Below are 4628 nucleotides of genomic sequence, written 5' to 3'. Positions count from 1 at the left end.
GGGCGGCTGCCGTCAGGGACTCGGCCGCGGGGCCGGGCAGTTGGCCGGCCACCGCGAGGGCGCCTCCGAGGGTTTCGCGGGCCGGGCCGGGCGCGGTGGCCGGCATCTCGTGGTGGTACAGGGCCGTGCCGATGGAGCCGAGGACGGCCATGCCGAGGGCGCCGCCGAACTCCTGGCCGGTCTCCAGGAGGGAGGAGGCGGAGCCGGCGCGTTCCACGGGGGCGGCGCCGAGGGCGAGGTCGGTCATCTGGGAGAGGACGGTGACGATGCCGGCGGCCAGGACGCCGGCGCCGGCGAGGACCGGCCAGAGGGAATCGGTGCCCGCGACGGCCAGCAGCGCGTAACCGCAGGCGGCGGTCGCGAAGCCCGCGGACACGACGTACGCCCGGTTCACACCCCGCTGGACGAGGAGCGTCGTGGTCGGCGCGGCGACGCCGACGAGCACGGAGGGGAGCAGTCCCCACAGCGCGGCCTCCAGTGCGCTCTTGCCGAGGACGGACTGGAGGTACTGGGTGGTGAAGTAGACCGACCCCATCATCCCGAAGGCCGCCACGAGGTTGAGGACGACCGCCGGGGTGAAGCCGCGGCCGCGGAACAGCGCGGGGGAGATGAGAGGGGAGGCCGTGGTGCGCTGGCGGTGGACGAACAGGGCCGCGAAGAGCAGGCCCACGGTCAGCGAGATCACGTACCGCAGGTTCCAGCCCTCCGTCGGGATCTCCTTGAGGCCGTAGATGACGGGCAGGACGGCCGCCATGGACAGCGGGACGCTCAGCAGGTCGAAGCGGCCGGCGTCCGGATTCCTCGACTCGGGGAGCAGACGCGGGCCGAGGAGCAGAAGCAGGGTCATCGCGGGCAGGTTCACCAGGAAGACCGAGCCCCACCAGAAGTACTCCACCAGTACACCGCTGAGCACCGAGCCGAGCGCCACGCCGCCCGCCATCACACCCGACCAGATGCCGATCGCCTTCGCCCGCTGGCCGGGGTCGGTGAACATCGTCCGGGTCAGCGCCATCGTCGACGGCATGAGCGTCGCGCCCCCGACACCGAGTACCGCGCGCGCCGCGATCAGCGTCTCGGCGCTGTTCGCGTACGCGGCCACCAGCGACGCCGCTCCGAACGCCGCCGCGCCGAACAGCAGGAGCCGGCGGCGGCCGATGCGGTCACCCAGTGAGCCCATCGTCATCAGCAGCCCGGCCAGCACGAACGCGTAGATGTCGAAGATCCACAGCAGTTGGGTGCCGGTCGGTTCCAGGTCCGCGCTGATCGCCGGGACCGCGAAGTACAGCACGGACACGTCCATCGAGACCAGCAGCAGCGGCAGCATCAGGACCCACAGGGCGGTCCATTCGCGGCGTCCGGCTCGCGCCGCAGGAGTGTTGTTCGTCGTCATGACGGTGACTGTACGGGCGTCTTATACGAGCGTCTAGTACGTGCGTATAAAACAGTCGTATGAATCCAGCGGGTGGGCGGGTGGGTCGCGCAAGGGACGTGCAGGTCGAGTCGGGCGTCTCATACGTCCGTCTGGGACGCCTGTATGGCTCCAGGGCTACGCTGATCTCCATGGGACACCGTGAGGATCTGCTCGAAGGCGCCAAGCGCTGCCTGCTGGCGAAGGGGTTCGCGCGGACGACGGCGCGCGACATCGTCAAGGAGTCGGGGACGAACCTGGCGTCGATCGGCTACCACTACGGCTCGAAGGACACGTTGCTGGCGCAGGCGTACGTGGCCCTGGTCGGCGACCTGTCCGAGGCCTTCGACGCGGAGGAACCGGTGACGGGCGGTGCCGAGCCGGGTTCGGTCGAACGGTTCCAGGAGGTGTGGGGGAACATCATCGACACCATGCGGGGGCCCGGTTCGATGTGGCGGCTCAGCATGGAGATCATCGTGATGGGCGACCAGATGCCCGAGCTGCGGGACCACTTGGCGCTGGCGCAGCGGGAGGCCGCGCGGGGCCTGATCCCGATGTTCATGGGCGGCCGGGAGGAGGACGCCACGGAACAGGACGTGGACACCCTGGGCGCGTTCTTCGTGACCCTGATGACCGGGCTGATCGCCCAGTGGACCTTCGACCCGCCGAGCGCCCCCGAGGCCGACCGGCTCGCCGAGGGGCTCCGCCGGGTGATGGAGGCCGCGGCGAAGCGCGGGGGTGCGGGGGGTGCGGGGGGTGTCCTGGCCTAGGCCGGGACGCTTGCCTCGGGCGGGACGAACCCCCTCCGGGCCACCTCCTAGGCCGCCCGCCAGAGCGTCAGGTCCGCGGTGACGAAGCTTGCCGCGTCGTCCCCGAGCGCGGTCGCCTTCACCTGGATCACCAGCAGGGCGATGTCTCCGGAAGGGTGCTTGACGCAGAACTCGCTGCCGGCCGCCGCCCCGGCGAGAGTGAAGCTGCGGCTCTTTGCGCCGGTGAGGGCGATACGGCACGTGTCCAGGGTGGCGCCGGGATCGGCGTACATCATCGTGATCACGCTGGTGTCGCTCTCCAGCGCGCAGCCGATCTCCTCGCAGGTGAAACGGACGTCCCCCTTGCGGTCCTTGCGCAGCTCCCCCTTCCGGACGTCGAGGGAGTTCTTCCGGGTCAGGAACTGCCCGGGATAGGCGGTGGGTTGAGGTTCCCGGGGCGCGGTCGGGGAGGGGCTCGTCGTCTTCGACGTCCGGTCACCGGTCCCCGAGTCCGCCGCGTCCGCCCCTGAGCCCGCGGCGGATGCCGACGGGGACGCCGAGGACCGTGCGGGCCCGCCCGCACCGGGCGTCGAGGAGGAGGTCGTGTTCCGGTCGCGGTACCGGTCCACCCCTTCCTTGACCGTCCACGCCAGACCTGTCAGCAGCAGCGCGCCCGCGCTCAGGGCGACGGCCGTGATCAGCGCGGTCCGTCGGCGGCGGACCCTCCGCTCGGCCGGCCCCATCGGTCCCGTCAGCCTCGTCGGGCCTGCCCACCCCGTCGGCCCCATCGGGTGCGGCGGTGCGAGCAACGGCATCGTGTGCACCGGGGTGGGGGCGGGGACCGGCGGCGGAGCCGAGACCTCCGGCCCCGTGACCGATCGCGATGCACGATGCCCTCGTCGTGGATGGCCTGCAGCGCCTCGGCCACCCCCGCCATCAGCCACAGCACCGCGGGTACCGGCAGCGGTCCGCGGCGGGCGACGGCCTCCGCCAGGGAGGGGCCGGGCACGTACAGCGTGGCCAGCCAGGGGGGCACGCCGTCCGGGTCGGCGTCGATCAGCTCGGCGGTGTACGCGCCCCGCACCCGCCGGGCCGCCTTGATCTCCCGGCCGAACCGCCGCCGGAAGGCCGGGTCGTCGGCCAGCTCCGGGCGCACCACCTTGATCGCCACCGGTCGGCCGCCCTGGGTGTGCGACAGGTAGACCCGTCCCATGCCGCCCGCGCCGAGCCGGGCGGCCAGACGGTAGCCGGCCACCTGCGGCGGGTCGTCCGCCTGGAGCGGCTGGAACACCTCAGTCGCGTTGTTCAACGCCCACGTCCCCCTGATCCCCTGATCCCCCGGTCGGTCGCCCCGATGGGCCGACCGACGGAAGCAGCCTAAAGGTTGCTGTGTGCATGCTGTTCGGAGTTGTGGCACACATGATCGGTTGGTGATCGGCTGCTGTTCGGCGGCGGATCGGTGGCGGATGGGTGGCGGATCGGGGCGAATGCGCCTAGGCCGGTACGAGCCTCCCGGCGCGCATCTCGATCGAGCGGTCCGCGAAGTGGCGTACGACCGCGCGGTCGTGGCAGATGAACAGGTACCCCAGGTTCAGCTCGTCCTGGAGGTCGGCGAGCAGGTTGAGGACCCCGGCCCGCACGGACGGGTCGAGGGCGGACACCGGCTCGTCGAGGACCAGCAGGCGGGGCTCGGATGCCAACGCCCGAGCGATACCCGCGCGTTGGCACTGGCCGCCGGACAGCTCGTGCGGGAAGCGGTCGCCGTAGGCCGGATCCAGGCCGACCCGGTCGAGGAGTTCGGCCACCCTTGCGGGGCCCCTCGCGTCCCAGCGGCCCTGGACGCGCAGGGGTTCAGCCACCGCGTCCCGGATGCGGTGGCGAGGGCTGAGTGAGCCGTACGGGTCCTGGAAGACCGGCTGCATACGGGGGCGGAGCGGGCGTAGTTCGCGATCGGTGAGCGTCGTCAACTCGCATCCCTCGAAACGGACTTCGCCCGCGTCCGGACGGCGCAACTGCAGCACGGCGGCGACCGTGGAGGACTTGCCGCAGCCCGACGGGCCGTTCAGGGCCAGGGTCTCTCCCGCGTCCACCGTGAAGGACACCTGGTCGACGGCGGTGACGCTGCCGTAGCGGACGACCAGGCCGCGCACATCGAGCAGGGGCTCACTCCGGTTCATACGGCCTCGGCCTCCTGGAACAACTCGGTCGGGGGATACGGGACTTCGTCCCAGCGGTGGCAGGAGACCTCATGGCCGTCGGCGACCCCCCACGGCTCCGGTTCCTCCCGGCGGCAGCGGTCCGCGACGAGCGGACAGCGTGGCGCGAAGGCACAGCCCGGTGGGAGGGCGTCGAGGGTGGGCGGGGAACCGGGGATGGAGGGCAGCCGACGGCGACGACCGGCAGCGGGGCGGGGATCGTCACCGTCACGGCCGCGACCGCCGCCGACCGGACCGGGCGAGCCGTCTGAACCG

Annotated in this window: 4 protein-coding genes and 1 pseudogene; 1 reads left to right on the top strand and 4 read right to left on the bottom strand. The window is 72.0% G+C overall.

The window, feature by feature from the left end; translation table 11 throughout:
• Window positions 1-1390: MFS transporter (locus AWZ10_RS44090; RefSeq protein ID WP_060893985.1), on the bottom strand; the 1390-nt coding region annotated here is incomplete at its 3' end.
• A 170-nt stretch (window positions 1391-1560) separates the two neighbouring features.
• On the opposite strand from AWZ10_RS44090, the gene AWZ10_RS44085 reads away from it, so the two are divergent.
• Entirely contained in the window at window positions 1561-2178 is a 618-nt protein-coding gene (locus AWZ10_RS44085) for a TetR/AcrR family transcriptional regulator (RefSeq protein ID WP_060893984.1), read from the top strand.
• Between the two features lie 47 nt (window positions 2179-2225).
• Here AWZ10_RS44085 and AWZ10_RS44080 read toward each other — a convergent pair.
• The 3 genes and pseudogenes from AWZ10_RS44080 to AWZ10_RS49530 form a co-directional block, all read right to left on the bottom strand.
• Window positions 2226-3466 (bottom strand): annotated as a pseudogene (locus AWZ10_RS44080) (serine/threonine-protein kinase).
• Between the two features lie 184 nt (window positions 3467-3650).
• Complete coding sequence (locus tag AWZ10_RS44075) at window positions 3651-4334, bottom strand: ATP-binding cassette domain-containing protein (RefSeq protein WP_060893983.1); 684 nt, start codon at window positions 4332-4334, stop codon at window positions 3651-3653.
• The coding region (locus tag AWZ10_RS49530; protein WP_341846118.1) for an oligopeptide/dipeptide ABC transporter ATP-binding protein at window positions 4331-4628 on the bottom strand (298 nt) is incomplete at its 5' end. The genes AWZ10_RS44075 and AWZ10_RS49530, both read right to left, overlap by 4 nt.

Origin of the sequence: Streptomyces europaeiscabiei, assembly GCF_001550375.1 — a bacterium.
In the GTDB taxonomy this organism is placed as follows: Bacteria; Actinomycetota; Actinomycetes; order Streptomycetales; family Streptomycetaceae; genus Streptomyces; species Streptomyces europaeiscabiei.
The sequence above is the reverse complement of the archived record's forward strand: the minus strand, read 5'-3'. Positions and strand labels throughout refer to the sequence as shown.

What these genes read in the sequence shown, in the direction of transcription:
- AWZ10_RS44085 (WP_060893984.1), top strand. Translation starts at nt 1,561, where the DNA reads ATGGGACACCGTGAGGATCTGCTCGAAGGCGCCAAGCGCTGCCTGCTG.
- AWZ10_RS44075 (WP_060893983.1), bottom strand. Translation starts at nt 4,334, where the DNA reads ATGAACCGGAGTGAGCCCCTGCTCGATGTGCGCGGCCTGGTCGTCCGC.